Annotated in this window: 27 protein-coding genes and 3 pseudogenes; 26 read left to right on the forward strand and 4 right to left on the reverse strand. The window is 67.2% G+C overall.

Going from position 1 to position 25,008, the window contains the following annotated elements; translation table 11 throughout:
* Window positions 1–20: 20 nt before the first annotated feature.
* The 12 genes and pseudogenes from ctaD (at window position 21) to ACT53N_RS11350 (ending at window position 10,759) form a co-directional block, all read left to right on the forward strand.
* The gene (ctaD, locus tag ACT53N_RS11295; protein ID WP_310215779.1) at window positions 21–1,679 is read left to right on the forward strand and encodes a cytochrome c oxidase subunit I; all 1,659 of its coding nucleotides are present in this window, start codon (window positions 21–23) and stop codon (window positions 1,677–1,679) included.
* 104 nt (window positions 1,680–1,783) lie between these two features.
* Window positions 1,784–2,803, forward strand: coding sequence for a heme o synthase (cyoE, locus tag ACT53N_RS11300; RefSeq protein ID WP_476063988.1), 1,020 nt, complete (start codon window positions 1,784–1,786; stop codon window positions 2,801–2,803).
* Window positions 2,800–2,961, forward strand: coding sequence for a hypothetical protein (locus tag ACT53N_RS11305; protein WP_476063989.1), 162 nt, complete (start codon window positions 2,800–2,802; stop codon window positions 2,959–2,961). The genes cyoE and ACT53N_RS11305 overlap by 4 nt, the downstream gene beginning before the upstream one ends.
* The gene (locus tag ACT53N_RS11310) at window positions 2,939–3,589 is read left to right on the forward strand and encodes a cytochrome c oxidase assembly protein (protein ID WP_476063990.1); all 651 of its coding nucleotides are present in this window, start codon (window positions 2,939–2,941) and stop codon (window positions 3,587–3,589) included. Before ACT53N_RS11305 ends, ACT53N_RS11310 begins: the two co-directional genes overlap by 23 nt.
* Window positions 3,590–3,658: 69 nt before the next feature.
* Window positions 3,659–4,531, forward strand: coding sequence for a cytochrome c oxidase subunit 3 (locus ACT53N_RS11315; protein WP_476063991.1), 873 nt, complete (start codon window positions 3,659–3,661; stop codon window positions 4,529–4,531).
* Window positions 4,532–4,605: 74 nt separating this feature from the next.
* A pseudogene (locus ACT53N_RS11320) lies at window positions 4,606–4,698 on the forward strand (hypothetical protein); the annotation flags it as partial.
* Between the two features lie 6 nt (window positions 4,699–4,704).
* Window positions 4,705–5,067 (forward strand): DUF983 domain-containing protein, encoded by a 363-nt coding sequence (locus tag ACT53N_RS11325; protein ID WP_476063992.1) that lies wholly within the window; start codon window positions 4,705–4,707, stop codon window positions 5,065–5,067.
* Window positions 5,060–5,746 carry an SURF1 family protein gene (locus tag ACT53N_RS11330; protein ID WP_476063993.1) on the forward strand — a complete coding sequence of 229 codons (687 nt, stop codon included), beginning with the start codon at window positions 5,060–5,062 and terminating at the stop codon, window positions 5,744–5,746. The genes ACT53N_RS11325 and ACT53N_RS11330 overlap by 8 nt, the downstream gene beginning before the upstream one ends.
* Complete coding sequence (gene thrC / locus ACT53N_RS11335; protein ID WP_476063994.1) at window positions 5,746–7,143, forward strand: threonine synthase; 1,398 nt, start codon at window positions 5,746–5,748, stop codon at window positions 7,141–7,143. The genes ACT53N_RS11330 and thrC overlap by 1 nt, the downstream gene beginning before the upstream one ends.
* A gap of 46 nt (window positions 7,144–7,189) precedes the next feature.
* The gene (locus ACT53N_RS11340; RefSeq protein WP_476063995.1) at window positions 7,190–8,461 is read left to right on the forward strand and encodes a M16 family metallopeptidase; all 1,272 of its coding nucleotides are present in this window, start codon (window positions 7,190–7,192) and stop codon (window positions 8,459–8,461) included.
* 17 nt (window positions 8,462–8,478) lie between these two features.
* Entirely contained in the window at window positions 8,479–9,057 is a 579-nt protein-coding gene (locus ACT53N_RS11345; RefSeq protein WP_476063996.1) for a GNAT family N-acetyltransferase, read from the forward strand.
* Between the two features lie 34 nt (window positions 9,058–9,091).
* Window positions 9,092–10,759, forward strand: coding sequence for a putative bifunctional diguanylate cyclase/phosphodiesterase (locus ACT53N_RS11350; RefSeq protein WP_476063997.1), 1,668 nt, complete (start codon window positions 9,092–9,094; stop codon window positions 10,757–10,759).
* Here the strand turns inward: ACT53N_RS11350 and ACT53N_RS11355 are convergent.
* Entirely contained in the window at window positions 10,756–11,343 is a 588-nt protein-coding gene (locus ACT53N_RS11355; RefSeq protein WP_476063998.1) for a YqgE/AlgH family protein, read from the reverse strand. The genes ACT53N_RS11350 and ACT53N_RS11355 overlap by 4 nt on opposite strands.
* A gap of 127 nt (window positions 11,344–11,470) precedes the next feature.
* Between ACT53N_RS11355 and ACT53N_RS11360 the strand changes: the two genes are divergently transcribed.
* On the forward strand, window positions 11,471–11,953 hold the full coding sequence (locus tag ACT53N_RS11360; RefSeq protein WP_476063999.1) for a redoxin family protein: 483 nt from the start codon (window positions 11,471–11,473) through the stop codon (window positions 11,951–11,953).
* A 61-nt stretch (window positions 11,954–12,014) separates the two neighbouring features.
* Here the strand turns inward: ACT53N_RS11360 and ACT53N_RS11365 are convergent, their stop codons facing one another.
* Window positions 12,015–13,826: an acyl-CoA dehydrogenase gene (locus tag ACT53N_RS11365; RefSeq protein WP_476064000.1), complete on the reverse strand. Its 1,812-nt coding sequence runs from the start codon at window positions 13,824–13,826 to the stop codon at window positions 12,015–12,017.
* Window positions 13,827–13,969: 143 nt separating this feature from the next.
* On the opposite strand from ACT53N_RS11365, the gene ACT53N_RS11370 reads away from it, so the two are divergent.
* Genes ACT53N_RS11370 through ACT53N_RS11385 form a run of 4 tightly spaced genes read left to right on the forward strand, consistent with a single transcriptional unit; the run spans window position 13,970 to window position 18,275 of the window.
* Window positions 13,970–14,617, forward strand: a complete 648-nt coding sequence (locus tag ACT53N_RS11370; RefSeq protein WP_476064001.1) for a YceI family protein — start codon at window positions 13,970–13,972, stop codon at window positions 14,615–14,617.
* Window positions 14,618–14,650: 33 nt separating this feature from the next.
* Window positions 14,651–15,934 carry a YceI family protein gene (locus ACT53N_RS11375; protein WP_476064002.1) on the forward strand — a complete coding sequence of 428 codons (1,284 nt, stop codon included), beginning with the start codon at window positions 14,651–14,653 and terminating at the stop codon, window positions 15,932–15,934.
* On the forward strand, window positions 15,865–16,842 hold the full coding sequence (locus ACT53N_RS11380) for an L-threonylcarbamoyladenylate synthase (RefSeq protein ID WP_476064003.1): 978 nt from the start codon (window positions 15,865–15,867) through the stop codon (window positions 16,840–16,842). Before ACT53N_RS11375 ends, ACT53N_RS11380 begins: the two co-directional genes overlap by 70 nt.
* Before the next feature lie 23 nt (window positions 16,843–16,865).
* Window positions 16,866–18,275, forward strand: a complete 1,410-nt coding sequence (locus ACT53N_RS11385) for an FAD-binding oxidoreductase (RefSeq protein ID WP_476064004.1) — start codon at window positions 16,866–16,868, stop codon at window positions 18,273–18,275.
* Here ACT53N_RS11385 and ACT53N_RS11390 read toward each other — a convergent pair.
* Window positions 18,272–18,568: a transcriptional regulator gene (locus tag ACT53N_RS11390; protein WP_476064005.1), complete on the reverse strand. Its 297-nt coding sequence runs from the start codon at window positions 18,566–18,568 to the stop codon at window positions 18,272–18,274. The genes ACT53N_RS11385 and ACT53N_RS11390 overlap by 4 nt on opposite strands.
* Window positions 18,565–19,017 carry a hypothetical protein gene (locus ACT53N_RS11395; protein WP_476064006.1) on the reverse strand — a complete coding sequence of 151 codons (453 nt, stop codon included), beginning with the start codon at window positions 19,015–19,017 and terminating at the stop codon, window positions 18,565–18,567. The genes ACT53N_RS11390 and ACT53N_RS11395 overlap by 4 nt, the downstream gene beginning before the upstream one ends.
* Before the next feature lie 126 nt (window positions 19,018–19,143).
* Between ACT53N_RS11395 and ACT53N_RS11400 the strand changes: the two genes are divergently transcribed.
* The 9 genes and pseudogenes from ACT53N_RS11400 to ACT53N_RS11440 all read left to right on the forward strand — a co-directional run bounded on the left by ACT53N_RS11400 (window position 19,144) and on the right by ACT53N_RS11440 (window position 25,005).
* Window positions 19,144–19,542: a DUF1801 domain-containing protein gene (locus ACT53N_RS11400; protein WP_476064007.1), complete on the forward strand. Its 399-nt coding sequence runs from the start codon at window positions 19,144–19,146 to the stop codon at window positions 19,540–19,542.
* A gap of 44 nt (window positions 19,543–19,586) precedes the next feature.
* On the forward strand, window positions 19,587–20,354 hold the full coding sequence (gene yaaA / locus ACT53N_RS11405) for a peroxide stress protein YaaA (RefSeq protein ID WP_476064008.1): 768 nt from the start codon (window positions 19,587–19,589) through the stop codon (window positions 20,352–20,354).
* An 85-nt stretch (window positions 20,355–20,439) separates the two neighbouring features.
* Entirely contained in the window at window positions 20,440–21,237 is a 798-nt protein-coding gene (locus ACT53N_RS11410; RefSeq protein WP_476064009.1) for a 3-hydroxybutyrate dehydrogenase, read from the forward strand.
* A 70-nt stretch (window positions 21,238–21,307) separates the two neighbouring features.
* On the forward strand, window positions 21,308–22,369 hold the full coding sequence (locus ACT53N_RS11415) for a patatin-like phospholipase family protein (RefSeq protein WP_476064010.1): 1,062 nt from the start codon (window positions 21,308–21,310) through the stop codon (window positions 22,367–22,369).
* 9 nt (window positions 22,370–22,378) lie between these two features.
* Window positions 22,379–22,798 (forward strand): NUDIX hydrolase, encoded by a 420-nt coding sequence (locus tag ACT53N_RS11420; protein ID WP_476064011.1) that lies wholly within the window; start codon window positions 22,379–22,381, stop codon window positions 22,796–22,798.
* 115 nt (window positions 22,799–22,913) lie between these two features.
* A pseudogene (locus ACT53N_RS11425) lies at window positions 22,914–23,030 on the forward strand (hypothetical protein); the annotation flags it as partial.
* An 84-nt stretch (window positions 23,031–23,114) separates the two neighbouring features.
* Window positions 23,115–23,882, forward strand: coding sequence for a site-2 protease family protein (locus tag ACT53N_RS11430; protein WP_476064232.1), 768 nt, complete (start codon window positions 23,115–23,117; stop codon window positions 23,880–23,882).
* A gap of 64 nt (window positions 23,883–23,946) precedes the next feature.
* Window positions 23,947–24,729 carry an SDR family NAD(P)-dependent oxidoreductase gene (locus tag ACT53N_RS11435; protein WP_310215725.1) on the forward strand — a complete coding sequence of 261 codons (783 nt, stop codon included), beginning with the start codon at window positions 23,947–23,949 and terminating at the stop codon, window positions 24,727–24,729.
* A gap of 53 nt (window positions 24,730–24,782) precedes the next feature.
* Window positions 24,783–25,005 (forward strand): annotated as a pseudogene (locus tag ACT53N_RS11440) (hypothetical protein).
* Window positions 25,006–25,008: the final 3 nt, after the last annotated feature.

Consider the following 25,008-nt stretch of genomic DNA (forward strand, 5'->3'; position numbering starts at 1 on the left):
GATCGTAGGATAGACGTCAGATGGCTTCCGCCGCAGACACTCACGACCACGCCCACGACGACGACCACAAGCCGCCGTTCTTCGCCCGCTGGTTCTTTTCCACGAACCACAAGGACATCGGCACGCTGTACATCCTGTTCGCCATCATGGCGGGCATCGTCGGCGGCGCTCTTTCGGGCCTCATCCGCTGGGAGCTGATGGAGCCGGGCATTCAGGTGTTCTCCGACACCGGCATGCTGGCCCAGATGGGCATCTTCAAGGGCAAGCACGGCTACAACGCCGTCGTCACCGCCCACGCTCTGATCATGATCTTCTTCATGGTCATGCCCGCCATGATCGGCGGCTTCGGCAACTGGTTCGTTCCGATCATGATCGGCGCGCCGGACATGGCCTTCCCGCGGATGAACAACATCTCGTTCTGGCTGCTGGTCGCCGCCTGGGTTCTGCTGGTCCTGTCGATGTTCGTCGACGGCGGCCCGGGCCACGGCTTCGGCGGCGGCTGGACGATCTATCCGCCGCTGTCGACCATCGGTCACAAGGGTCCGGCCATGGACCTGGCGATCCTGTCGCTCCACCTGGCCGGCGCTTCGTCGATCTTGGGCGCGATCAACTTCATCACCACGATCTTCAACATGCGCGCGCCGGGCATGACCCTGCACCGCATGCCGCTGTTCGCCTGGTCGGTGCTGATCACCGCCTTCCTGCTGCTGCTGTCGCTGCCCGTCCTGGCCGGCGCCATCACCATGCTGCTGACCGACCGTAACTTCGGCACCCACTTCTTCGACCCGGCCGCCGGCGGCGACCCCGTCATGTTCCAGCACCTGTTCTGGTTCTTCGGCCACCCGGAAGTGTACATCCTGATCCTGCCGGGCTTCGGCATCATCAGCCACATCGTCTCGACCTTCTCCAAGAAGCCGGTGTTTGGCTACCTGGCGATGGCCTACGCGATGGTCGCCATCGGTTTCGTCGGCTTCGTCGTGTGGGCGCACCACATGTACACCGTCGGCATGAGCATCAACCTGCGCGCCTACTTCGTGGCCGCCACGATGATCATCGCCGTCCCGACGGGCGTGAAGATTTTCAGCTGGATCGCCACGATGTGGGGCGGTTCGATCAGCTTCAAGACGCCCATGCTGTGGGCGATGGGCTTCATCTTCCTGTTCACGGTCGGCGGCGTCACCGGCGTCGTCCTGTCGAACGCCGGCATCGACTACAGCCTGCACGACACCTACTACGTGGTGGCCCACTTCCACTACGTGCTGTCGCTGGGCGCCGTGTTCGCCATCTTCGCGGGCTTCTACTACTGGTTCGAGAAGATGTGGGGCGTGAAGTACAACGAGTTCCTGGGCGCGCTGCACTTCTGGATCATGTTCGTCGGCGTGAACCTGATCTTCTTCCCGCAGCACTTCCTGGGCCTGCAAGGCATGCCGCGTCGTTACATCGACTATCCGGACGCCTTCACCCTGTGGAACTACGTGTCGTCGGTCGGCTACATGATCACCGTCGTCGCTGTCGGCGTGTTCATGCTGGTTCTGATCGAAGCGGCGATCCGTCGCCGCAAGGCCGAGGCCAACCCGTGGGGCGAAGGCGCCACCACGCTGGAATGGACCCTGTCCTCGCCGCCGCCGTTCCACCAGTTCAGCGAACCGCCGGTGATCAAGGCCGACGATCACCACTAGGGTGAGCCGTCGTCCGTAACCGGACTTAAAGGGGGGCGCGGGCGGGATCCTTAAGGGTCCGGGCCGCGCCCCTCGCCTGTTCAAGACCTGTATGTTTTGGATCGATGTCAAAGACAGCCGCCATGACGTCTGACAGCGCCGAGACGACCCCGCTGCGGGACTCGTCGGAAACCGCCCGCTGGCAGGACTATTTCCAGCTGATGAAGCCGCGCGTCATGTCGCTGGTGGTCTTCACGGGCCTGACCGGACTTCTGGCCGCGCGCGCGCCTATCCATCCGGTCCTGGCCGCGATCGCCGTGCTGTGCATCGCCATCGGCGCTGGCGCGTCGGGCGCGCTGAACATGTGGTATGACGCCGACATCGACCAGAAGATGCGCCGCACGCGCGGGCGCCCGGTGCCCGCCGGCAAGGTCAAGGGCGAGGAGGCCGCCTCGCTGGGCGTCGTCCTCAGCCTGCTGTCGGTGATGTTCCTGGGCTTTGCGGTGAACTGGCTGGCCGCCGGCCTCCTGGCCTTCACCATCGTCTTCTACGCCGTCGTCTACACCATGTGGCTCAAGCGCTGGACGGCGCAGAACATCGTCATCGGCGGACTCGCCGGCGCGCTGCCGCCCGCCATCGGCTGGGCCGCCGCCACGGGCTCTGCGCCGCTGAACGCCTGGCTGATGGTGGCGATCATCTTCTTCTGGACCCCGCCGCATTTCTGGGCGCTGTCGCTGTACGTCACCACCGACTACGCCAAGGCCGGCGTGCCGATGCTGCCGGTGGTCAAGGGCGCGCGGGAAACCCGCAAGCAGATCCTGATCTACAGCCTCGTCCTGTTCCCGATCTGCCTTTCGCCGGTTCTGACGGGCCTGGGCGGTCCGATCTACCTGGCGGTGTCGGGTCTTGGCGGCCTGGTGTTCCTGCTGCTGGCCTGGCGCGTCTTCGTCAGCAAGGCGGGCGACGCCGCCGACCCCCGTGTGGCCGACCGCGCCCTCTATGACGTGACCGAGGACGACAAGGCCGCCGGGTCCAAGGCCGCGCGCAACCTGTTCGCCTTCTCGATCCTCTACCTCTTCGCCCTGTTCGCCGCCCTGCTGGGCGAGGCGGTCACGGGCGTGCATCCCTTGGAGCTCCTGAAGTGAATCAACCGGTCGAAACCGACGCGGCGCGACAGGCCGCCAAGAAAGCTCGTGACGGACGCAACCTGGCCCTCGCCTTCGGCCTGGTCGCCTTCGTCGTTCTCGTCTTCGTGGTCACCCTCGTGAGGCTCGGCGGAAATGTCGCAAAACCCCACATCTAAGGACGATCTCACCCCGCAGCAGCAGATGGCGCGTCGCAACAAGAAGGTTGCGGTCATCTGTGTCGCGACCTTCTGCGGCATGATCGGCGCAGCCTATGCGTCGGTGCCGCTTTACAAGCTGTTCTGCCAGGTCACCGGTTTCGACGGCACTGTCCGCAAGGCCGAGACGGCGCCGACGCGGGTCCTGGACCGCAAGATCACGGTGCGGTTCGACGCCAATATCCGCGAGCTGCCGTGGCGCTTTCAGGCGCTGCAGCCCAAGCAGGACATCCGCATCGGCGATACGGGCCTGACCTTCTTCAAGGTCACCAATCCGACGGACAAGCCGATTACGGGCCGGGCGCTTTACAATGTCGTGCCGGAGCAGGCGGGGCCCTACTTCCAAAAGCTGGAATGCTTCTGCTTCACCAGCCAGACGATCCAGCCGGGCCAGACCGTGGAATTCCCAGTGGTCTACTTCGTGGATCCCCAATATGCGGACGACCCTGAAACGAAGGGAAAGCCTGAGATCACCCTCAGCTACACCTTCTTCCCGGCGGTCGACGACGACAAGCCGGGGCAAGTCGCGGCCGCGACAACGCCTCGCATCGTGGACCCCCTTGGCGGCGCACCGTCGAGAGGTCTATAGCGTTTACAGCGAACACGGCGCGGGGGGACCAGCGACCGTGCTCAGAGGGATATAAGGGTTAGCAGCAACATGGCCGGCGCCGTCAAACACGACTACCACATCCTTCCGCCCAGCCCGTGGCCCTTCGTGGGCTCGGCCGCCGCCACCGTCATGGCCATCGGCCTGATCGGTTGGCTCAAGGGCGGCGTGCTCGGCATTGAAAAGGGCAACTGGGCGATCTTCGCCGCAGGCCTCGCAGGCGTGCTCTACACGATGTTCGGCTGGTGGGCCGATGTGGCCAAGGAATCCAAGGCCGGAGATCACACCCCGGTCGTGTCGATCGGCCTGCGCTACGGCATGATCCTGTTCATCGCTTCGGAAGTGATGTTCTTCGTGGCGTGGTTCTGGATGTTCTTCGAGATGGCGCTGTTCCACGAGCATCGCACCCTCTCGACGATCGAGGAAGTCCGCACCGCCTGGGCCGCCTGGCCGCCGGCCGGCGTCGAGACGGTCTCGGCCTGGCACCTGCCGCTGATCAACACCCTGACCCTGCTGCTCTCGGGCACCACGGTCACCTGGGCGCACCACGCGCTGCAGGTCGGCGACCGCAAGGGCGCCAAGTGGGGTCTGATCCTGACCATCCTGCTGGGCTGCCTCTTCACGGCCATCCAGGTCTATGAATACGCCCATATCAACCACGAGCAGCTGTTCTATTCGGAAGCCGCCGCCAACTCGGGCCTCTATGGTTCGACCTTCTTCCTGGCGACGGGCTTCCACGGCTTCCACGTCTTCGTGGGCACGCTGTTCCTGATCGTCTGCCTGATCCGTCTGATGACCGGCGCCTTCACGCCCCAGAAGCACTTCGGCTTCGAAGCGGCCGCCTGGTACTGGCACTTCGTTGACGTGGTCTGGCTGTTCCTGTTCGCGTTCATCTACGTGATCTTCGGGGCCTCGGCCCACTAGATCAGAAGATCCTCGGGGGCCCGGAACGCCAGACAGCGTTCCGGGCCTTTTTCGTTTGAGGGCGGTGCGCCGCCCTCGTCCTTCGACAGGCTCAGGATGAGGGCGACTGTCGACGACATAGAAATCCTCACCCTGAGCTTGTCGAAGGGCGTGGATTTCGGGCCAAGGTTCGAATGACAAAAGTGAACCCCTACGCCGCCGGAGCGCGCGGCCTGTGTCCCCACTGCGGCGAGGGCTATCTGTTCGAAGGCTTCCTGAAGATCGCGCCGCGCTGCGAGGCCTGCGGCTTCGATCTGGGCAAGCACGAGACCGGCGACGGCGCGGCGACGTTCGTGATCCTGATCGCCGGCGCGATCTGCGCCTTCGGGGCGCTGTTCTCGATGTTCGCCTGGTACTGGCCCGTCTGGGTGTCGTTGGTCGTCTGGCTGCCGGCCGTTGTGGTGATCAGTCTTGGCCTGATGCGTCCGGCCAAGGGCCTGATGGTCGCAGCCCAAATCGCCCAGAAGGCTTCCGAAGCGGGGCGCGACGATGTCTGACGCTCCAGCGGCGCCGCGTCGCTTTCCCATCGGCCTGACCATCGCCACCGCCATCGCCTTCGCGATCCTGTGCGGCCTGGGAACCTGGCAACTGCAACGACGCGACTGGAAGGAGGGCGTGCTCGCCCGCCTTGAGGCGCTGAAGACCGCGCCGGCCCTGCCGCTGGTACAGGTCCTGACCGCCACGGCAAGGCCGGAGGACCTGGCCTGGACCCGCGTCAGCGTCGACTGCGGCGACGTCGGCGGCGAGCCGCTGCCGCTGGTCTATGGGGTGCGCGACGGCGATGTCGTCTGGCGCGCGCAGGCGCCGTGCGCAGTGCTGGCCGGACCCTACAACATGATCCTGGTCGATCGCGGCGTGGTGCCCAGCCTCACCGGACAGGTCGCGCCCGCGCCGCGCGCCTTCGAGGCGCCGCGCCGTGTGGTGGGCGTGCTCAGCCCGATCGAGCAGCTCGGCGGCGACCGCGCCAAGGTCCTGGAACGCTACGCCGATCGCAAGCCCGCTCCGCTGGTGCTGATGGTCGAGCAGGAAACCCCCGCGCCGGCGGGTCTGACTCCCGCGCCGTTGCCGGCAGAAATTTCCAATCGGCACCTGGAATACGCCCTTACGTGGTTTGGTCTTGCCGTAACCCTGCTGTTTATCTATGCCGCCATGCTCTGGCGGAGACTGAGACCCTGATGCGTTACGTTTCGACCCGCGGCCAGTCCGCGCCCATCGGCTTTCTCGATGCTGTCCTCGCGGGCCTGGCGCCCGACGGCGGCCTGTACGTGCCCGCCGAATGGCCGCGCTTCACGGCCAAGGAGATCGCCGCCTTCGCCGGCAAGCCCTACGCAGAAGTGGCCGCCGCCGTGGTCGGCAAGTTCGTGGGCGACGATATTCCGGACGAGGATCTGCTGCAGATGTGCGAGGAGGCCTACGCCACCTTCGCCCACACGGCCGTGGTTCCGGTCAAGCAACTGACGCCCAACCGCTATCTGCTGGAGCTGTTCCACGGCCCGACCCTGGCCTTCAAGGACGTGGCGATGCAGCTCCTGGGCCGCCTCTACGACTATGTGCTCGAGCGCCAGTCGCGGAAGATGACCATCATCTGCGCCACCTCGGGCGACACCGGCGGCGCGGCCGTCGAGGCGTTCCGCGGCCGCAAGAACGCCCGCATCGTCGCGCTGTTCCCCGAGGGCCGTATCAGCGAGGTGCAGCGCCGGTTCATGACTACGGCCACTGACGCCAATGTCGCCTGCGTCTCGGTGCTGGGCTCGTTCGACGACTGCCAGGCCATCGTCAAGCAGGCCTTCCAGGACGACCAGTTCCGCCACGCGGTGGACCTGTCGGGCGTCAACTCGATCAACTGGGCGCGGATCGCGGCCCAGAGCGTCTATTACTTCACCGCCGCCGTCGCCCTGGGCGCCCCGGCGCGCGAGGTCGCCTTCGTGGTGCCGACCGGCAACTTCGGCGACGCCTATGCGGCCTTTGTCGCCAAGACCCTGGGGCTGCCGATCCATTCGGTGACCGCCGCCACCAACTCGAATGACATCCTGGCCCGCGCCTTCGAGGACGGCCGCTATTCGCGCGGCGCGGTCGCGGCGACCCAGAGCCCGGCCATGGATATCCAGGTCGCCTCGAACTTCGAGCGCCTCTATTTCGAAGCCGTCCGCCGCGACGGCGTAGAGACCGGCCGCGCCTTCCGCGCCTTCGCCGACACCGGCCTGCTCGACATTCCGCCGGCCGCCCACGCCTGGATGCGCGAGCTGTTCCGGGGCGCGTCGGTCAGCGAGGCCGACACCGCCAAGACCATGCTCTCGACCCTGAACGAGACCGGCGAGGTCGTCGATCCGCACACCGCCGTGGGCCTCGCCGCCGCGCAGGGCGTCCGGATCGATCCGGCGATCCCGGTCGTGGTGCTGTCGACCGCCCATCCGGCCAAGTTCCCCGAGGCGGTGCAGGCCGCCACAGGGCTGCAGCCCTCGACCCCGCGCGCCACGCCCGACCTCTCCAAGAAGCCGGAAAAGTTCGAGCGCCTGCCCGCCGACGGCTCGTCGGTGAAGGCCTTCGTGCGAACCTTCGCGGCGAATAGTTGAGCCCAAGCTGGCGTTTAGGGGCGCGAAGACTTAGATAGCGCGCCTCATGACCGCTTCCTTGCGCACCCTCAAGAACGGCGTCCGGGTCGTCTGCGACCCGATGCCCGGCCTCGAAACCCTGGCCCTATCCGTCGTGGCGGGGCGTGGCGCGGCCTACGAGGATCCTGCGCGATCGGGCTGGTCGCACCTTCTGGAACACATGGTGTTCAAGGGCGCCGGCTCACGCTCGGCCCGCGATATCGTTGAGGTCATCGAGAACCAGGGCGGTTCGATCAACGCCGCCACGGGCTATGAGCGCACCAGCTTCCAGGTTCGCGCGCTGAAGGGCGGCCTGGATCTGGGCATGGACGTCATCGCCGATCTCGTGCGCCGGCCTACCCTGGACCCCGCCGATCTGACGCGTGAGAAGCAGGTGGTCGCTCAGGAGATCGCCGAGGCGGCCGATGCGCCCGACGACTATGTGTTCGACCTGATCCAGCGCGCCAGCTGGGGCGACCATCCGGTCGGCCGCCCGATCCTCGGAAGCGACGAGACCGTCAACGCCGCGAGCGTCGAGGCGTTGTCCGACTGGCGCGCCGACCTCTATGCCGCCGACCGCCTGGTGATCGCGGCGACAGGCGCGGTCGAGGAGGATCAGCTGATGGCCGCCGCCGAGCGGGCGTTCGGCGATTTGCCGGCGACGCCGGGCGCGGAGCTTCCGCAGGCCGCCGCCTTTGTCGGTGGCCCTCAGGCCGAGGCCCGCAAGCTCGAGCAGGCGCATCTGGTGTTCATGCTGCCGGCCTGCGGCGCGCGCGAAGACGACTATTTCGCCTTGCGGATCTTCGCTGAGTGCCTGGGCGGTGGGATGTCGTCGCGCCTGTTCCAGGAAGCGCGTGAAAAGCGTGGTCTGGCCTACAATATCGACGCCTACGCCGACACCTACGCCGACCACGGCGCGCTGGGGATCTACGCCGGCTGCGCGGCGAGCGACGCGGTCGAAACCGCCAAGGTCTGCGCCGACGAACTGCTCAAGCTGGCCGATCGGATCGAAGGGGCGGAGCTGGCGCGCGCCAAGGCGCAATTGAAGGCGCATATGTTCATGGCGCGCGAGCAGCCGTTGTCGCGCGCCGAGCAGGGCGCGGGACAGGTGCTGCTGTTCGGCCGTCTCTACCCGCCCGTCGAGCTGGCGCGGGAGGTCGACGCAGTGACAACCGACGACGTCGCGCGACTGGGGCGCAGGCTGCTGTCGGCCGGTCGCGCCGCGACGGCCGTGCTCGGCGCCAAGTCGGCGCTCAAGGCGGGCGAAGCCTTCGACAAGGCGTTGTTCTCGGCGGCCTGACGGTCGAAGATAAGCCCGTGTCCGCCTTGCTGCCGTTTCTGAGCCCTCGTCCCCGCCTGCAATTGCAGGGCGGCGCGGTCTATCTGCGGCCCCCAACGCCGCGCGACTACAAGCCCTGGGCCGCTCTGCGCGCCGAATCCCGGACCTTCCTGGAGCGCTGGGAACCGACCTGGCCAGAACACGATCTCAGTCGGGCGGCCTTTCGCGCGCGGCTGGGGGCCTACGCCCGTGAACTGGAGTCGGGCGAGGCCTACCCCCTCTTCATCTTCCGCCGCGACGACGACGTGTTGCTGGGCGCGATCCGGCTGTTTCACGTGCGGCGTGGCGTCGCTCTGACAGGGACCATCGGCTACTGGCTGGGTGAGCCTTACGCGCGTCAGGGCCACATGGCCGACGCCGTCCAGACCTTGATCCGCTTCGCCTTTCATGGCCTGGGCCTTCACCGGCTGGAGGCCGCATGCATGCCGGAAAACCACGCCTCGGCCGCGTTACTCGCGAAATGCGGGTTTTCTGAAGAGGGATATGCGCGGGCTTATTTGAAAATTAACGGCGCTTGGCGAGATCATCGTCTGTTCGGCTTGGTGGCGCCCGAGTAGCGCTACGGCTTTCGCCGAAACGGTTGGGACGGGTATGTCTTTTCGGACAGGCGAGCGACGGATCTGGGACGCGACGGCCACGCTTGAGGCGCTGGGCGCCGCGGACGTCGCCCTGTGGATCTGGGAGCCCGAGACCGACCGCCTGCGCCTGAACGGAGCGGCGCGCGCCCTAGGCTTGGGGCCGTTGGTCCCGGAATGCTCCTCCGCCGCCTTCCGCGCGCTGGCCTTGCCGCAGGATCGCGCCCAGGCCGAGGAGGTGCTGAAACCTCGCGAACCGGGCAGTGAAGTCGTAGCGCGCTTCCGCGTGCGCGGCGGCGAGACCTGTCTCTGGCGCGGCGTCTGGCTGGAGGAGGGCGTCCGCGCTGCGGGCGTCGTCGCCCCGGAAACGAAATTCTCCGCGTCCGAGCTTTGCGACCTGACCGGGCTTCTGGATCGGCGCAGCTTCATCGCCCGCGCCCGCGAGCGCCTGACTCAGGAGGGGACACATCAACTGGTCGTCGCCGACCTCGACCGCCTGCGTCGCCTGAACGAGGCGCTGGGCCACGAGCGCGCGGATCTGGTTTTGGCCGCTCTGGGCTCGCGGCTGGCCGCCGCCTTTCCGGCTCAATCGATTCTGGGCCGCATTGGCGAGGATGAGTTTGCGGTGCTTTGCGAGCCGCGCGGCTTCGAGCCCGCCGAGGTTCTGCGCAGCGCGCTGGAGCAGCCGCTGCGCGTGGCCGGCTTTGATATTCACCCGACCCTGTCGATCGGCGCGGTCTCGGCCGAAGGTGGCCTGGACGCGCCCGACGCCGCCGAACTGCTCCGTCGGGCCGAGCTGGCCGTCGAGGCCGCCGCGGCAGCCGGTCGCGGCGGAGCGGCCGCCTATGGCCGTTCGATGGAGACCGACGGGCTTTCGCGCCTGGCCCTGGAGGCCGACCTGCGGGGCGCCATCGGCCGCGGCGAGATCATGCCGTACTTCCAGCCGATCGTGCGTCTGTCGACGGGCGCGCTCTCGGGCTTCGAGGCCCTGGCCCGCTGGATCCACCCGCGCCGTGGCATGCTGCCGCCGGACGAATTCCTGCCGCTGATCGAAGAGATGGGGCTGATGAGCGAGTTGGGCGCGCATATGATGCACGCCGCCGCCCAGCAGTTGTCGACCTGGCGCGCCGCGCACCCGGCGATGGGAAACCTGACCGTCAGCGTCAACCTGTCGACCGGCGAGATCGATCGCCCCGGCCTCGTCGCCGACGTGGCCGAAACCCTGCGGATAAACCGCCTCCCACGGGGCGCGCTGAAACTGGAAGTCACCGAAAGCGACATCATGCGCGATCCCGAACGGGCCGCGGTGATCCTGAAAACGCTGCGCGACGCGGGTGCGGGTCTGGCGCTGGACGATTTCGGCACCGGCTTCTCGTCGCTGTCGTACCTGACGCGCCTGCCGTTCGACACACTGAAGGTCGACCGCTACTTCGTCCGCACCATGGGCACCAACGCCGGTTCGGCCAAGATTGTCCGCTCCGTGGTCAAGCTGGGCCAGGATCTGGATCTCGAGGTGGTCGCCGAAGGCGTCGAGAACGCCGAGATGGCCCGCGCCCTGCAGTCCCTGGGCTGCGACTATGGCCAGGGCTTTGGCTACGCTCCCGCCCTCTCGCCGCAGGAGGCCGAGGTTTATCTCAACGAGGCCTACGTTGACGGCGCCGCGCCGGTTAAGGCGCGCGGTTAGGCTCGTCCAGCCGTCGCCGACAGGTGATCGGCGGTGATCCCGAGCTTCGCCAGCGCGCGCGTCCACTTGTGATCGTGGTCCTCGTCGAACAGCAGGCCCTCGTCGGCGTCGCAGATCAGCCAGACATTGTCGCGGAGCTCCTGCTCCAGCTGCCCAGGACCCCAGCCGGCGTAGCCAAGGGCCAGGAGCGACTTGCGCGGGCGCTTGTAGGCGCTGGCCATGGCGTCCAGCGCGTCGCGGGTGGCGGTCAGGGCTACGCCGTCTGCGACGGCCAGGGTCGAGTCCGGCGAGTTGAAGTCGTCGGTGTGCAGCACGAAGCCGCGCTCGCGTTCCAACGGACCACCCAGAAGGACGAGATCGCCGGGCGCCTGGATCTCGGACCTCACACCCAGACGGTTCAGCAGTTCGAACACCGTCAATCCCTCGACTGGTCGATTGACCGCCACGCCCATCGCGGCCTCTTCGTCATGGGCGCACAGGTACAGCACCGTCCGCTCGAAACGGGGGTCGTCGATGCCGGGCATGGCGACGAGCAGCCTGCCGATCAGGAACTCGCCGTCGTCGTCGTCGATTGAGCTGGCCATGTACGGAGCATTGGCCTTCGCTGTGTCGGTTTCAAGTCGGATGCGCCATGAAAGCGTGCTTGGCGACCGCCCCGCCGGAGTCTATTCGAGTCCCCTCAATCCATCCCCCACACGAGGAAACAGGCCCATGGCGATCAAGGTTGGCGACACGCTCCCGGCGGCGACTTTCATGACCAGCACGGCTGAAGGGCCTGCGCCGATCACCACCGACGACATCTTCAAGGGCAAGACCGTCGCCCTGTTTGCGGTGCCCGGCGCCTTCACCCCGACCTGCTCGGCCAAGCACCTGCCGGGCTTCAAGGAAAAGGCCGATGAGCTGAAGGCCAAGGGCGTCGACTCAATCGTCTGCGTCTCGGTCAACGATGTCTTCGTGATGAAGGCCTGGGGCAAGGATCAGGGCATCGACGGCGAAGTCCTGCTGATCGCCGACGGCAACGGCGACTTCACCAAGGCCATCGGCCTGGACTTCGACGGCAGCAAGTTCGGCATGGGCCCGCGCTCGCAGCGTTATTCGCTGGTCGCCAAGGACGGCGTCGTCACCCAGCTGCACGTCGAAGAGGCCGGCCAGTTCAAGGTCTCGTCGGCCGAGTACCTGCTGGAACAGCTGTAGGGCTCAATCCAACTAGGCTCGTCGTCATCCCGCGCCTTGTGCGCGGGATGACGATCTTGCTTTACGCCCCCAACACTTCGGGCGTCATCGCCTCGAAGTCCGCCGCACCGATCATGACGCCGGCCGCCGCGCCTGGGACCTGGGCCAGGACCGACTCGGCGAAGACGCGAGCGAGGGCGCGCTTGCTCTCGGCCCAGGCCGCGTCCGCTTCGCCCGAAGCGGCCAGAGCGCCCTTGGCGAGCATCCACCCGCCGACCGTATCGCCCAGCAGCTTCTGATAGGCCGTGGCGCCTGAGAGCGCGTCGGGCATGGCCTTGGCGCGGCGTTCGATCAGCCAGGCGGTCGCCGAGGCGGCGGCGTCGAGCGCGGCCTCCAGGCGCAGGCCGACGCTCTTCAGGTCCGAGGCCTTCAGAAGGTCGATGGTGTCGCGGATGTCGTCCATCAGGTCGCCGACGGCCTGGCCTTCGCCCAGCATCAGCTTGCGGCCGACAAGGTCGATCGCCTGGATTCCGTTGGTGCCTTCATAGATCGGGGCGATGCGGGCGTCGCGATAGTGCTGGGCCGCGCCGGTCTCCTCGATGAAGCCCATGCCGCCGTGAATCTGCAGCCCCTGCGAGGCGACGGAGACGCCGACATCGGTCGACCAGGCCTTGGCGATCGGAGTCAGCAGTTCCTCGCGCAGCTTGGCCGCCGTGCGGGTCGCTTCGTCCGGAGCGGCGTGGGCGAGGTCGGCGGCGACGGCGGTCGACAGGCAGATGCCGCGCGCGGCTTCGATATGCGCTTTCATCAGCACCAGCGTGCGGCGCACGTCCGGATGGTCGAACAGGCGCGCGGGATAGGCGCCGGTCCAGGCCGAACGGCCCTGGGCGCGATCCTGGCTGAACGCTAGCGCCTGCTGATAGGCGCGCTCGGCGATGGCCACGCCCTGGGTCCCGACCTGGAGTCGGGCTGCGTTCATCATCACGAACATGTTGGGCAGGCCCTGGCCCAAGCCGCCGACCAGCTCGGCCTTGGCGCCCTCGAACAGCATCACGCAGGTCGGCGAGCCATGGATGCCCAGCTTGTGCTCAAGGCCGCCCGCCCGCAAAGCGTTGGCCTCGCCGAGCTTGCCGTCGTCGCCGACCAGCACCTTGGGGGCCAGGAACAGCGAGATCCCCTTCACGCCGGGCGGAGCGTCGGGCGTGCGCGCCAGGACGAGGTGGACGATGTTGTCCGCGGCGTCGTGGTCGCCCCAGGTGATGTAGATCTTCTGACCGGTGATCCGCCAACCGCCGTCGCCGTCTGGCGTGGCCATTGTGGTCAGCGCGGCCAGATCCGAGCCGGCCTGCGGCTCGGTCAGGTTCATGGTGCCGGTCCATTCACCTGACACCAGCTTGCCGAGGTACTTGGCCTTCTGCTCGGGCGAGCCGCACAGTTCCAGCGCCTCGATGGCGCCCAGGCTCAGCATCGGGCACAGGCCAAAGGCCATGTTGGCGGCCTGGACCATCTCCAGCACCGCGACTTCCAGGGTCTTGGGCAGGCCCTGACCGCCGTGGGCGACCGGCGCGGCGAGGCTGGTCCAGCCCCCTTGCGCGAACTGCTGGTAGGCGTCGGCGAAGCCGGGCGCGGTGCGGACCACGCCGTTCTCCAGCTTGGCGCCGACCAGGTCGCCTTGTCGGTTCAGCGGAGCCAGGATGTCGCTGGCGAAGGCGCCCGCCGCCTCGAGCACGGCGCTGACGGTGTCGGCGTCGGCCTCGGGGAAGGCGTCGGCCAGTCGCTCGAAGCCGGCGACGTGGCGCAGGGAGAAAGCAAGATCGCGGACGGGCGCGCGGAAGGTCATGGGAGAAACTCCAGATCGTGCCCCGTCTTTAAGCGGGGTGTCTGGGGTCGCCAAGCGTTCGGCGCCTCAGGGCTCGACAATCGGATGTGCGATTATCACGCGCTCGTGAACGCGGCGGCCTTCAAAGCTGTGCTGGAGTTCCTAAATCGGGGAACTGCAACTAGCGCTGTTTTAATTCCATCTGGAGCGCCTCCCCGATGTCCCGTCATTTCTCCCTGTCCAAGGTCGCCTACGGCGCCGTCGCCGTCGCCCTGCTGACCGCTCCTGCCGCCCTGGCTGCGCCCGGCGTCAGCTCGACCAAGCCCGCCGACCTGCCGGCCGGCCGCTATGTTCTCGACAAGACCCACGCCTCGGTGGTGGGCAAGATCAAGCACATGGGCTTCTCGAACTACCAGTTCCGCTTCACCAAGGTGGACGCCGAGTTCACCTACGACCCCAAGGCTCCGCAGGACGCCAAGATCACGGTGACCGTTGATCCGGCCTCGATCGACACCTCGACCGGCGCCGACGCGTTCGGCCTGAAGTTCAACAAGGAACTAGCCGGCGACGGTTGGCTGGAGGCCAACAAGTTCCCGACCGCCACTTTCGTCTCGACCAAGGTCGAGCCGGGCGCGGGCCAGACTGGCAAGGTCTACGGTGACTTCACCCTGCACGGCGTGACCAAGCCGATCGTGCTGGACGTCACCTTCAACGGCGTCGGCTCGGGCTTCGCGCCGGGCAGCGTCAAGACCGGCTTCTCGGCCTCGACCACGATCAAGCGCTCGGACTTCGGCGTGAGCAAATATGTGCCGCTGGTCGGCGACGAGGTTGCGCTGAGCATCGAAGTCGAGTTCGACAAGAAGTAAGCTCAAGCTCACCAAGGGATCTGGGAGAGTCGCATGGCCGAGAACCGGACGCGCTACACGACGGTGGCGATCGTGCTGCATTGGCTGATCGCCGCGGCCATCATCTTCCAGATCATCCTGGGCTGGCGGGCAGGGGACGGGCCCAAGGGGCCCGCGACCTTCGCCATGATGCAACTGCATAAGTCGATCGGGATCACGATCCTGCTGCTCAGTCTGGCGCGTCTGGGCTGGCGGTGGGTCAATCCGGCCCCGCCCGCGCCGGCCGGTCAGCCCGGCTGGGAGCAGATCGCCTCCAAGGTGGTCCATGTCGGCTTCTACGTGATCATGATCGGCCTGCCGCTGACGGGCTGGATCCTGGTCTCAACCAGCCGGACGAACCTGCCGACGATTCTGTTCGGCGCGATCCCCTGGCCGCATCTCCCGCTGCTGCCCGACCTGGCCGCCGGCCCCAAGCACCTGTGGCACGAGATCGGCGAGATCGGTCACGGGGTGCTGGTCAAGACCACCTACCTGCTTCTGCTGCTGCACCTGGGCGCGGTGGCCAAGCACCAGATCCTCGACAAGGACGCGGTGTTCCAGAACATGGCCCCAGGCGCCAAGCCCGGCTGGAAGGAGCCGCGCCTGTGGCTGGCCGCCGCCGGCTTCGCGGCGGTCGTGGCCGCCGGTTATCTCTATGCGCCGAACACCGCGCCCTCCGCGCCGCCGCCCGCGCCTGTCGAAACGACCCCGGCTGCGGAGCCGGCCGCAGCGCCTGCGCCGCCTGCGGGCCAGGCTCCCGCGCCGGAGGCCGTCGCCGCGCCGCCCGTCAGCGACCTCAAGGATCCGGTCGCCTGGACCGTCCAGAAGGGCGCCGCGCTCGGCTTCACCGCCTCCTGGTCGGGCGCGTCCATCGAGGGGCGCTTCCAGCGCTGGACCGCCGACATCCAGTTCTCGCCTGAGGCGCTGGATCGCTCGAAGGTCGTGGTCGGCGTCGACCTGGCTTCGGCCGAGACCGGCGACGCCCAGCGCGACGCCAGCCTGACGGGCGAGGACTTCCTCGACACCGCCGACCACCCCAAGGCCGTCTTCACCGCGACCAAGTTCCGCAAGACCGGCGATGGCAAGTATGTCGCTGACGGGACGCTGGACCTGCGCGGCGTGAAAAAGCCGCTCAGCCTGCCGTTCTCGCTGAAGATCGATGGCGACACGGCGACCGCCAGCGGTGTAACGACCCTCGACCGGACGACGTTCGGGGTGGGACAGGGCGAATGGGCTTCGACGGACGAGATCGCGGCGCAGGTGACGGTCAGCTTCAAGCTGACCGCCAAGCGGAAGTAGACGCCGCCGCCGAGGCGTTGCGCGCTGGCGGGCTGGTGATCCTGCCAACCGAGACCGTCTATGGCCTGGGCGCCAATGCCGCCGATCCCGCCGCCGTGGCCGCGATCTTCGAGGCCAAGGGACGGCCGCGCTTCAACCCGCTGATCGCCCACGTCGCAGACCTGAAGACCGCCGCGCAGATCGCCGCCTTCGACGATCGCGCCTATGCGCTGGCCCGTGAGTTCTGGCCCGGCCCCCTGACCATCGTGGCCCCGATCCGCGACGCCGAGGCCGTGTGCGACCTTGCGCGGGCGGGTCTCGACACGGTGGCGATCCGTGTGCCGGGGCATCCTCTCTCGCGCGCCGTACTCGCCGCCTTCGGCGGGCCCGTCGTCGCGCCGTCGGCCAATCGCTCGGGGCGACCCAGCCCCACCACCTATGCCGACGCCATGGCCGAGACCGGCGACAAGGTTGCCGCCAGCCTTGACGGCGGGCCTTGCGCGGTCGGTCTGGAATCGACAGTCGTCTCGGTGCTGGACGGCGAGGTTCGCCTGCTGCGTCCTGGAGCGGTCACGCGGGTGCAGTTGCAGCAGATCGTCGGCCGTCTGGCCGAAGCCGAGGACGACGCCAAGCGCTCCCCGGGACGGCTGGCCCTGCACTATGCGCCCGACGCTCCGGTGCGGATCAACGTCAAGACCCCGGAAGCGGGCGAGGCCTATCTGGCGTTCGGACCGTGGACGCCGAGCCCGCAGGTGTTCAATCTGAGCCCGACCGGAGACCTCGCCGAGGCCGCCGCCAACCTGTTCGCCTTCCTGCGAGCCGCCGACCGCATCCGGCCCAGCGCCATCGCGGTCGCGCCGATCCCCGAAGAGGGGCTGGGCGAAGCGATCAACGACCGCCTGCGTCGCGCGGCGGGCTATGTCGGTTAGACGCAGAGGCGTATGATCTCCTTATGACCAAGCCCGTTCCCGCCGATGTCGTGTCCCGTCTGAAAGCCGTGCTCGGCGAGGGCGGGTGGAGCCAGGATCCGGACGTGATCGCGCCGAAGCTCGTGGAGTGGCGCGGTCGCTGGCAGGGGCAGACGCCGCTGCTGGTCACGCCGCGTACGACTGCCGAGGTCGCCGCCGTGGTCGGGATCTGCGCGGCCGAGGGCGTGGCGATCACCCCCCAGGGCGGCAACACTGGCCTTGTGGCCGGCCAGATCCCGCGCGGCGAGATTCTGCTGTCGACCCAGAAGCTGACGGCGATCCGCGACGTCGATCCGATCGACGACGCCATGGTGCTGGAGGCGGGCGTCACCCTCTACGAAGCTCATCAGCAGGCCGCCAAGGTCGGGCGGCGCTTCACCGTGGGGGTGGCCTCGGAAGGTTCCTGCACGATCGGCGGCCTGATCTCGACCAACGCTGGCGGCACGGCGGTTCTGCGCTATGGCATGATGCGCGAGCAGGTGCTGGGCATCGAGGCGGTGCTGCCTAATGGCGAGATCTGGAACGGCCTCAAGCGCCTGCGCAAGGACAACACCGGCTATGACCTCAAGCAGCTGTTGATCGGCGCGGAGGGAACGCTGGGGATCGTCACCGCCGCCAGCCTGAAGCTGCACGCGCCGCTGGCCTCGCGAGCCGTGGCGATCGTGGGTCTGGCCTCGCCGGGTGACGCCATCCAGCTTCTGGCGCGGGCCAAGGACGAGACCGGCGGCGCGGTCGAAGCCTTCGAGCTGATGGGCCGGCTGGGCTTTGAGCTGACCGTCCGCAACGTGCCGGGCCTGCGCGACCCGCTGCCCGAGGCGCACCCCTGGTACGTGCTCATCGAGATCGCCAGCGGCGAACCGGGCGCGGCCGAGGCGGCGCTGGAGCGCCTGCTGGCCGGCGCCCTGGAGCGCGGCCTGATCGCCGACGCGGCGGTGGCGCAGACCGAGACGCAGATGAAGGCCTTCTGGCACATCCGCGAGGGCCACTCCGCCGGTCAGAAGCCGGAAGGCGCGGTGTGGAAGCACGACGTCTCGGTGCCGGTCTCGAAGATCCCCGACTTCATCGACCAGGCCAACGCCGCGATCGAGAAGCGTTTCCCCGGAACCCGCATCGTCGCCTTCGGCCATGTCGGCGACGGCAATGTCCACTACGACGTCTTGCAGCCCGTTGGCGGCGACGGCGACGCCCACGAGGCCCAGCGGGAGGTCGGCGCCAAGATCGTCCACGATATCACCGCCGGCTTCAGCGGCTCGATCAGCGCGGAGCACGGCTTGGGCGCGATGAAGACGGGAGAGGCCCTGATCTACAAGGACCCGATCGAGGTCGCGGCCTTGCGGGCGATCCGGGGGGCGCTGGATCCTCAGCGGATCATGAACCCCCGGGTGCTGTTCTAGCCTTCTGGCACGCCCGCCATCATCGCCTTCAGCGCGGCCAGGTGCTCCTTCAGCGCCTTCCGCCCTTCGCTGGTCAGCGACAACCAGGTCCGCTGTCGGCCGTCGGATGCGGCCTTCTTGATTCTGACATAGCCCGCCTCTTCCAGGGTCTTCACGTGCTTGCTGAGCACCGACTCCGAGACGTCGAGCGCTTCGCGGACCGTGGCGAAGTCGATGGTGTCCACCGCCGCCAGCATGCAGCACATCTGCAGGCGGTTGGGGGCGTGGATCACTGGATCAAGCGCGGCGCTCACGGGCGGCCGCCGTCGCGAAGGTCGGCGCGGAAGGCGGCCTCCCAGACAAAGCCGCCGATCGTCACGATCACCGCGATCAGCGCGGTGAACACGAATGGCGCCAGCGTTTCCTTGCGGGTGTGAAACAGCCAGGCCGACAGCAGCATCAGGCCCGTCGTGATCGTCGCCAGTCCTACGGCCACCCAGCGGGTCCGTCCGGCGCGATAGCCGCTGACCCAAAGCCCGGTGTGCTTGATGTAGGCGCGAACCAGCAGGATCAGACCGGCGATGAACACGGCGTAGTAGGCGTACATGCCCGGAACCGGCGCGGCCTGGACGGCGCAAAGCCCGCCCATCAGCAGTCCGAGGGCCGGGTGGTACCAGACCGGCGCTCTGACGCGCTTGGTCAGGTCGGCGTTGGCGGCCTCAAGTTCAGCCAGCATGCGCAGGGCGTCTTCGTCGCGGGTCATGGTGACCTCCTCGCTTTCCAATATGGAAACTCATGACGCCCGCTTTCCATATTGGCAAGTAAAAACTTTCCATCATGGAAAGTAAGCTGACTCGACCAAGGGCGCAGCGTGAGTCACTCTGGCCTCGTGAGCGATCTCTTCCGTTTCTCCAGCGCGGTCCGCTATCATCCCGAGGTGGAGGCCTGGTTCTCGAGCGACGCGCCAACGCGCCGTGTGGCCGAGTACTGGTTCGCGCGGCTGCGGAGCCTGGGCGAGGATGTCCGGGAGCTTCTGCACGACGGTCATCCGACCGCCTGCGTCGATGACGCCGCATTCGCCTATCTCGACGCCTTCACCGCCCATATGAACATCGGATTCTACAGGGGCGCGTTGCTGGACGATCCGGCTGGCTTGTTGGAAGGCTCGGGCAAGCGGATGCGGCACGTCAAGGTTCGCTGGGGCGCGCCGCTCGACGAGGATGCATTGCAGGCGCTCATGGTGGCCGCCTATCAGGACATGCGCGCCCAGGTCGACGCCGAAGCGTGAGGCGGACCTAGCGCCGGGACGCCTAAGCCTCTATCTCCCCGGCCATGTTGATGGTCATCTCGCCCGCCAAGTCGCTGGACTTCACCGCGCCCCAGACGGTGCTTCCGCTCACGACGCCTGAGCTGAAGCCTCAGATCGCCGAGCTGGCCAAGGTGACTCGCAAGCTGACGGCGGCGGATCTGAAGCGGCTGATGCATATCTCCGACGCCCTGGCCAAGCTGAACCGCGAGCGCTTCCAGGCCTTTGATCCGCAGGTCGAGGACGGCCTGCAGGCCGTGATCGCCTTCAATGGCGACGTCTATGCGGGCCTGAACGCGCGTGAGCTGGACCGCCCGGCCCTGGAGTGGGCGCAGGACCACCTGCGGATCCTGTCGGGCTTGTATGGCGTCTTGCGCCCGTTCGACGCCCTGCAGCCATACCGCCTTGAAATGGGCACGCGCCTGAAGACCAAGAAGGGCGCCAATCTCTACGATTTCTGGGGCGAAACGATCTCCAAGACGCTGAACCAGGCTGCCGAGGGCCACGCCGACCCGACTCTGGTGAACCTTGCCAGCCAGGAGTATTTCGGCGCCGTCGACGCCAAGGCCCTGAAGCTTCCCGTCGTCACTTGCCACTTCAAGGAAGAGAAGGGCGGCGAGCTGCGTGTCCTGGGCTTCTTCGCCAAGAAGGCGCGCGGCCGGATGGCGCGCTACATCATCGACAACCGCATCGACCAGGCTGAAGGCCTCAAGGGCTTCGACCTGGACGGCTACCGTTTCCAGCCTTCGCTTTCGACCGATGCGGATTGGGTTTTCACTCGCCCGCAGCCCTGAATTCATCTATCGATGAATTTATAAGCGCTCGCCCTTCGCAAGGGCGAGCTATATGCTGCACCGCAGCACTTGAGGGAGCGCGTGAATGGCCGTCGATTTCGGTTTGCAGGGGCAGGTCGCCATCGTCACCGGCTCGACCAGCGGCATCGGCCACGCCATGGCCGACGCGCTCGCGGCTCAAGGCTGCAACATCGTCATGAACGGTCTTGGTGAAATGAACGCCATTGAGCGCGCCCGCGCCGAGATGGCCGAGGCGCACGGCGTCGAGGTGCTCTACCACGGCGCCGACATGACGAGGCCCATCGAGATCGCCGACATGGTCCGCGCGGCCAAGGCCGAGTTCGGCGAGCTGGACATCCTCGTGAACAACGCCGGCGTCCAGCACGTGGCCCCGGTCGAGGACTTCCCGGACGACAAGTGGGACCTGATCATCGCCGTGAACCTGTCCTCGGCCTTCCACGCCACCAAGGCGGCCGTGCCGATCATGAAGGAGCAGGGGCGGGGCCGGATCGTCAACGTGGCCTCGGCGCACGGCCTGGTGGCCTCGCCGTTCAAGTCCGCCTATGTCGCCGCCAAGCACGGGATCATGGGCCTGACCAAGACCGTCGCCCTTGAGGTCGCCACGCACGGCATCACCTGCAACGCCATCTGCCCTGGTTTCGTGAAGACCCCGCTGGTCGAGGCCCAGATCGCCGACCAGGCCAAGGCGCGCGGCATCTCCGAAGAGGCGGTGATGAAGGACGTGATCCTGGCCAGCCAGCCGACCAAGCAGTTCGTCACCTTCGACCAGCTGAACGGCCTGCTGCTGTACTTGGTCTCGGACCTGGGCGCGTCGGCCAACGGCGCGGCCTATCAGGTCGACGGCGGCTGGGTCGCCCAATAGTCCCGTTTTTCGGGCGCCAAGCGCTGGGGGGAAGCGTTACTGATCGGGGGCCGGTCCTTCGAGAGGTCGCATGCCGATTCCACCGTTCAAAAAGAAGCCCCCGGGTCCGAAGGGCCTAAGTCTCGCGCTGCAAGGCGGCGGCGCGCACGGCGCCTTCGAGTGGGGCGTGCTGGACCGCCTGCTCGAGGAAGACGATCTGGAGATCCGCGCCGTCACCGCCGCCTCGGCCGGGGCGATGAACGCGGTCTGCCTGGCCCAGGGGCTGATCGACGAAGGCCGCGCGGGGGCGCGGGCGCGCCTTGAGTCGTTCTGGCGCAATGTGAACCGGGCCGGCGGCCGCAACGTCTTCGGCGACACCAGCATCTGGACCAATGCGTTCGGCGGCGGCGTCGACTGGCTCAAGAACACCCCCGGGTGGCGGATGGCCGAGACCCTGGCCCTTTCGCTCAGCCCCTATGAATTCAATCCGTTCAACCTCAACCCGTTGCATGACGTGTTGGAGAGCGAGGTCGCCTTCAGCCGCATCCGGGGCGAGAGCCCGATCAAGCTGTACATCTCGGCCACCCAGATCCGGACCAGCAAGTCGAAGGTCTTCCGCGAGACCGAGCTCACCTCGCGCCACATCATGGCCAGCGCCTGCCTGCCGCAACTGTTCCAGGCGGTCGAGATCGATGGCGAGGCCTATTGGGACGGCGGCTTCCTGGCCAATCCGCCGCTGTGGCCGCTGTTCTACGACGACACGCCCGACGACATCCTGATCGTCACCCTCAATCCGTTCGTCCGTGAGGAGACCCCGAAGTCGCCCGGCGAGATCATGGACCGGCTGAACGAGATCACCTTCAACGCCTCGCTGGCCTCGGAGCTGCGGGCCATCGGCTTCGTGCAGAAGCTGCTGGACGAAGGCCTTCTGAAGGACAACGCCCGGGGCCGCTACCGCCGGATGCTGGTCCACGCCATCACCGCCGACAAACCGCTGGCGGACCTGTCGCTGTCGACCAAGTTCAACACCGAATGGAGCTTCCTGACCGATCTGAAGGATCGCGGTCGGGCGGCAGCCCAGGCTTGGCTGGATGATTGCGGCGATTGCGTGGGAGTGAAGTCGAGTGTCGATCTGAAGGTCGGCTTCCCCTAGAGCTTGGGTATGAGCCATCCTGTTCCTACTGTCGGTGTCGTCTGTCTCCGGGGCGAGGAAGTCCTGCTGATCAAACGGGGAACCCCGCCCCGCCTCGGACAGTGGAGCGTGCCCGGCGGTCGCCTCGAGTGGGGCGAGACCTTGCAGGACGCGGCGCTGCGCGAGCTCAAGGAAGAGACCGGCGTCGATGCTGAGCTGCTGGGCCTGATCGACGTGATCGACGGGGTGTTTCCGGCGCGGCCGGGCGGGGAAATCACCCGCCACTATGTGCTGATCGACTACGCCGCCCGCTGGACCGGCGGCGAGCCTATGGCCGGCGATGACGCCGCCGAGGCCCGGTTTGTCTCCCGCGAGGAGGCCATGGCCCTGGTCGAATGGGAAGAAACCCGGCGGGTGATCGCTGAAGCGTTTGAGCGGTTTGGGGGCTAGGGGCGGGGCTTGCCCCTTGGCGCGAGCATTTGGCCCGCAAGCAGACGTTGGCAACGTCTCTGTGGGGTGGAAAGCCGTCTCTAGAATACTTCCATAAATCCGACCTCCCCGGCGAATGCCGGGGTCCAGATCGAACCCATTGACGCCTATTCGGTCAGCGCGGAGCCATGGCGCGAACACCCCAGCTGCTCAGGCTGAATCTGGGCCCCGGCATTCGCCGGGGAGGTCGGGATCTGATCTCAGTGCGTCCTTTACTCCCCAAGCACACCCCAGTCTCCGCTTGCGCTCCCGGTCAAGGTCTCCGACATCTCAGGCTATGAGCCTCATCGAAGCCCCCGCCCGGCCCCAGACGCCGATCAGCCCCAACGCCCTGATCCTGATCGCCGCCGTCGTCGGCCTCGGCTGGGCGGTGGCCAGCGGGGTCGAGCCGCTGGGGATCGTCACCTTCGCCTTCGTGGTCGCCGCCTGGGTGCTGAGTGTCGGCATCCACGAGTTCGGCCACGCCTTCACCGCCTACAAGGCCGGCGACACCACGATCGTGGAGAAGGGCTATCTGACCCTCGATCCGCTGAAATATTCCGACCTCTTCACGACGATCATCATCCCGCTGGTCGCCCTCGCCCTGGGCGGCATCGGCTTTCCGGGCGGGGCGGTCTATCTGCGCGAAGACCTGATGCGCTCGCGCGGCTGGCGGTCGCTGGCCTCGCTGGCCGGACCGCTGGGGACGCTGGTGGTGCTGGTGGTCATCGCCGTTAGCCTGCCGTTGGCGGCCGCCAGCCCGCCGCTGTTCAACGCCCTGTCGCTGCTGGCCATGCTGCAGGCCAGCGCGCTGGTGTTGAACCTGCTGCCGGCGCCGGGGCTGGACGGCTACGGCGTGATCCGGCCGTTCCTGCCCGAAGGCGTCCAGGCCCGCATGATCAAGGTCGAGCGTGTCGGCTTCCTGATCCTGTTCGCGCTGATCTTCTGGGTTCCAGGGGTGAGTGAGTTCATCTTCGCCGCGGCCCTGACGATCACCGACCTCTTGGGCGTTTCGCGTCCAGCGATCGGCGACGGTTGGCGAACCTTCCACTTCTGGGGCTCTTGACCTTCGGCCCCCGACCCCTTCTCCTTCAAACAAGCGTTTCAAGAAGAATGAGGGAGGGTTCGCCATGGCCTATGCGCCGTTCAACCTGTCGGGAAAGGTCGCCCTGGTCACCGGGGGCAACCGAGGCATCGGACTTGGGATGGCCAAGGCCATGGCCCAGGCCGGGGCCGACATCGTCATCTGGGGCTCCAACCCTGAGCGCAACCTGGCCGCCGAGGGCGAACTGACCGCGCTGGGCGTGCGGGTGAAGGCCCAGACCGTCGACGTCTCCAACGAGGCCCAGGTCCGCGAGGGCATGGAAGAGGCCGTCGCCGCCATGGGGCGCGTCGACAGCGTTTTCGCCAACGCCGGCATCGGCTACGGCTCGCCCTCGTTTGTGGACATGAGCACCGAGGTCTATCGCAAGGTTCTGGCGGTCAATCTGGACGGGGTGTTCTTCACCCTCCGCGAGGCCTGCCGCCACATGGTCGAGCGCGCCAAGGCCGGCGATCCGGGCGGCTCGCTGGTCGGCGTCGCCTCGCTGGCGGCCATCGAGGGCGCGGCCCGCAACGAGGCCTACGCCGCCACCAAGGGCGCGGTGATCTCGATGATCAAGTCGGTCGCTGTCGAGCACGCCCGGTACGGCGTGCGCGCCAACGCCATCCTGCCCGGCTGGATCGCCACCGACATGACCGCCGGCGCCCAGGCCAACTCGGCCTTCGCCGAGAAGGTCATCCCGCGCGTTCCCGCCCGCCGCTGGGGCGAGCCCGAGGACTTCGGCGGCATGGCCGTCTATCTGGCCTCGGACGCGTCCAGCTACCACTCGGGCACGACCCTTGTGATCGACGGCGGCTATTCGATCTTCTGACGGATGGATTTCTGGACTCAGGTGTCCATTAAAACTTGATGTAAAACAGGGGGTTGCGCGCGCGGCCCGTCAGTGTGAAGCTTCGTTTCACGGCAGCCTGGGCGAAAAGATCCGGGCGCCGACGAGGAAACGAGAGAGATGACGCCCCAAGACGTTGTCAGTCTGTCCCCCCCGCGCGGCTTCCTGTTGATGCTGGCCCTGGCCGTCACCAGCATGCTGGCCTGTTTCTGGACGCATGGCGCGGACCTGGAAACCGAGCTCGCCCGCCGCGACTAGAGG

This window comes from Caulobacter sp. DMC95 (assembly GCF_056313785.1).

Bases quoted from the DNA above. Each gene is read 5' to 3' on its own strand.
- ctaD (WP_310215779.1), top strand. From the start codon at position 21: ATGGCTTCCGCCGCAGACACTCACGACCACGCCCACGACGACGACCAC.
- cyoE (WP_476063988.1), top strand. From the start codon at position 1,784: ATGTCAAAGACAGCCGCCATGACGTCTGACAGCGCCGAGACGACCCCG.
- ACT53N_RS11310 (WP_476063990.1), top strand. From the start codon at position 2,939: ATGTCGCAAAACCCCACATCTAAGGACGATCTCACCCCGCAGCAGCAG.
- ACT53N_RS11315 (WP_476063991.1), top strand. From the start codon at position 3,659: ATGGCCGGCGCCGTCAAACACGACTACCACATCCTTCCGCCCAGCCCG.
- ACT53N_RS11325 (WP_476063992.1), top strand. From the start codon at position 4,705: ATGACAAAAGTGAACCCCTACGCCGCCGGAGCGCGCGGCCTGTGTCCC.
- ACT53N_RS11330 (WP_476063993.1), top strand. From the start codon at position 5,060: ATGTCTGACGCTCCAGCGGCGCCGCGTCGCTTTCCCATCGGCCTGACC.
- thrC (WP_476063994.1), top strand. From the start codon at position 5,746: ATGCGTTACGTTTCGACCCGCGGCCAGTCCGCGCCCATCGGCTTTCTC.
- ACT53N_RS11340 (WP_476063995.1), top strand. From the start codon at position 7,190: ATGACCGCTTCCTTGCGCACCCTCAAGAACGGCGTCCGGGTCGTCTGC.
- ACT53N_RS11350 (WP_476063997.1), top strand. From the start codon at position 9,092: ATGTCTTTTCGGACAGGCGAGCGACGGATCTGGGACGCGACGGCCACG.
- ACT53N_RS11355 (WP_476063998.1), bottom strand. From the start codon at position 11,343: ATGGCCAGCTCAATCGACGACGACGACGGCGAGTTCCTGATCGGCAGG.
- ACT53N_RS11360 (WP_476063999.1), top strand. From the start codon at position 11,471: ATGGCGATCAAGGTTGGCGACACGCTCCCGGCGGCGACTTTCATGACC.
- ACT53N_RS11370 (WP_476064001.1), top strand. From the start codon at position 13,970: ATGTCCCGTCATTTCTCCCTGTCCAAGGTCGCCTACGGCGCCGTCGCC.
- ACT53N_RS11375 (WP_476064002.1), top strand. From the start codon at position 14,651: ATGGCCGAGAACCGGACGCGCTACACGACGGTGGCGATCGTGCTGCAT.
- ACT53N_RS11380 (WP_476064003.1), top strand. From the start codon at position 15,865: ATGGGCTTCGACGGACGAGATCGCGGCGCAGGTGACGGTCAGCTTCAA.
- ACT53N_RS11385 (WP_476064004.1), top strand. From the start codon at position 16,866: ATGACCAAGCCCGTTCCCGCCGATGTCGTGTCCCGTCTGAAAGCCGTG.
- ACT53N_RS11395 (WP_476064006.1), bottom strand. From the start codon at position 19,017: ATGACCCGCGACGAAGACGCCCTGCGCATGCTGGCTGAACTTGAGGCC.
- yaaA (WP_476064008.1), top strand. From the start codon at position 19,587: ATGTTGATGGTCATCTCGCCCGCCAAGTCGCTGGACTTCACCGCGCCC.
- ACT53N_RS11410 (WP_476064009.1), top strand. From the start codon at position 20,440: ATGGCCGTCGATTTCGGTTTGCAGGGGCAGGTCGCCATCGTCACCGGC.
- ACT53N_RS11415 (WP_476064010.1), top strand. From the start codon at position 21,308: ATGCCGATTCCACCGTTCAAAAAGAAGCCCCCGGGTCCGAAGGGCCTA.
- ACT53N_RS11420 (WP_476064011.1), top strand. From the start codon at position 22,379: ATGAGCCATCCTGTTCCTACTGTCGGTGTCGTCTGTCTCCGGGGCGAG.
- ACT53N_RS11430 (WP_476064232.1), top strand. From the start codon at position 23,115: ATGAGCCTCATCGAAGCCCCCGCCCGGCCCCAGACGCCGATCAGCCCC.
- ACT53N_RS11435 (WP_310215725.1), top strand. From the start codon at position 23,947: ATGGCCTATGCGCCGTTCAACCTGTCGGGAAAGGTCGCCCTGGTCACC.